Genomic DNA, 2,140 nt, shown 5'->3' with positions numbered 1-2,140 from the left:
TTAATGTTTATATAGTAATCAGATAGTGTTAGTGCTATAACGCTTTAATGAGCGGAAGCTCCGTTACCGCGTAACTTATTGACCATAGTAAAGATAGCGACCACTACCGCACCAATAATAAAGCCTATCAAACCATTTAACAGCGCTGTCGTCACACTTTCAAAAATGCCGGTTAAGTGCGCCAGATCCTCTACTCCATGATGTAAAAAACTGATACCGTGCACTAAAATACCGCCGCCCACTAAGAACATCGCCAACGTGCCAGCGATAGATAGAAACTTCATCAATTTTGGTGCAGCTGCAAACATCACCTTGCCAAGCTTTTGTTTAAAACTGCTTTCTTGCTCCATTAAATGCAAGCCTGCGTCATCTATTTTGACAATACCGGCAACCAAACCATAAATACCAACCGTGATAGCAATCGCTAAAATAGACAATACCAGACTACGCTCTAACAATGTGGCACTCGCCGTTGACCCCAAAGCGATGACAATAATCTCTGCTGATAAAATAAAATCTGTACGTATCGCGCCTTTGATTTTTTCTTTTTCAAATGCCACCAAATCCACTGTTTCATCGGCATTGGCAAGGCGACGCGCACTTTGTTCTTCGTCATGCGGCAAAGCATGTGGCCAAAATCTATGGATAACTTTTTCAGCGCCTTCATAAACCAAAAATAAACCACCGCACATTAATAAAAAGGTTACCAATGGTGGGTAAACGGCACTGATAAGCAGCGCAGCTGGCACCAAGATAAGTTTATTAACAAAGGAACCTTTTGCTACCGCCCAAACAACTGGCAACTCGCGATTGGCTTTGACACCAGTGACCTGTTCAGCGTTTAGCGCAAGATCGTCACCCAATACACCAGCGGTCTTTTTGGCCGCAACCTTAGTCATTACTGAAACATCATCTAATATCACACTGATATCATCAAGTAGGGTTAATAAACTGGCACCTGCCATGCTCTCTCCTTAGCGTAAAATCGCTCAAATAGTTAATAAGTATTAAAATTGATCATGTTGATTTGTCTTGTTTACTGTAGCCTACTGAGCTACTGCAACATATGAAATAGTAGGAATGTAGCTTATTTTACTTTTTTGTTCGATCATTACCAAATTATTAGTTAAGTAAGTTTTGGTTTTGACTGTCATTTATAAAAATATGTTAGTATATGGCACTTTATCACTATTTATGTTATGACTCACTGCTTACTTTATAATTGAGATGATTCGTCATCATAGCCAGAGTGTTGTAGCTTAGAATTTATTCATTTGACTGCTGATAAATAAAGAGACTTATATCGTCTGTCTTTATACTGAGTTTTTATTACAATCATGATCAAGCGCGTCCGTTTATAGGAAATGCCGTATGTCCTTACCTTCTGTATCTACTAGCCTAAAGCCTGCTAACATCTCTACTCGTCGTAAGCTCTCAGGCGCCATTATCAGTGCGCTACTAGTTACTGTCGCGACAGGCTGCTCAAACAATACTGCCGATACTACCAGCAAGACCAATGTGGTAAGTAGCACAAAGGCAAGTAGTACAACCAGCACCTCCAAACCTGCTGCCGATAGTGATCAATCGGTCGTTACAGCATTGCAATCGAACCTAGGAGCGTCTGGTATCGACGAAAAAATTGTCTCCGCAGTACCAACAGAGATGGATGGTATTTATTGGGTAACCGCTGAAGGGTTGCCAGCATTTTTTACTGATAAGTCAGGCAAACATATCATTCAAGGTCAGATCATCTCTGTCGGACAAGGCGAACCTGTCGATATTAGTGGTGCGTTAGTTGCTCGCACTGCGCAAGAGGCGCTCAAAGCTGTAGACAAAAAAGACATGATCATTTATCCAGCTAAAGGCGAGACCAAGTCAGTGGTGTACTCTTTTACCGATGCTGATTGTCCTTACTGCACTAAATTGCATTCAGAAATGGATGAGCTCAATGCGCTAGGGATTGAGGTTCGTTACCTAGCTTGGCCTCGTAGCGAAGGAAGTATTCCCAAAATGGAAGCCATTTGGTGTAGTGAAGATCGTGTTGCGGCTATGAATCAGGCAAAATCAGGCGCCAATGTCATGGCTCCTAGCTGTGAGAGTCCAGTAAAAGAGCAAATAGAATTGGGCGCCCGCCTTGGTG

2 protein-coding genes are annotated in these 2,140 nt (G+C 42.1%); one reads left to right on the top strand and one right to left on the bottom strand.

Translation table 11 applies throughout. The features are described from left to right. Positions 1–44: 44 nt before the first annotated feature. A complete protein-coding gene (locus ACS8FD_RS13210) occupies positions 45–965 on the bottom strand; it encodes a DUF808 domain-containing protein (RefSeq protein WP_299185740.1) in 921 nt (306 codons plus the stop codon). 406 nt (positions 966–1,371) lie between these two features. On the opposite strand from ACS8FD_RS13210, the gene ACS8FD_RS13205 reads away from it, so the two are divergent. Beyond that, positions 1,372–2,140: DsbC family protein (locus ACS8FD_RS13205; RefSeq protein ID WP_439276224.1), on the top strand; the 769-nt coding region annotated here is incomplete at its 3' end.

This window comes from Psychrobacter sp. 1U2 (assembly GCF_051847575.1).
The sequence above is the reverse complement of the archived record's forward strand: the minus strand, read 5'-3'. Positions and strand labels throughout refer to the sequence as shown.

Coding starts and splice junctions, on each gene's coding strand:
- ACS8FD_RS13210 (WP_299185740.1), bottom strand. CDS start 965: ATGGCAGGTGCCAGTTTATTAACCCTACTTGATGATATCAGTGTGATA.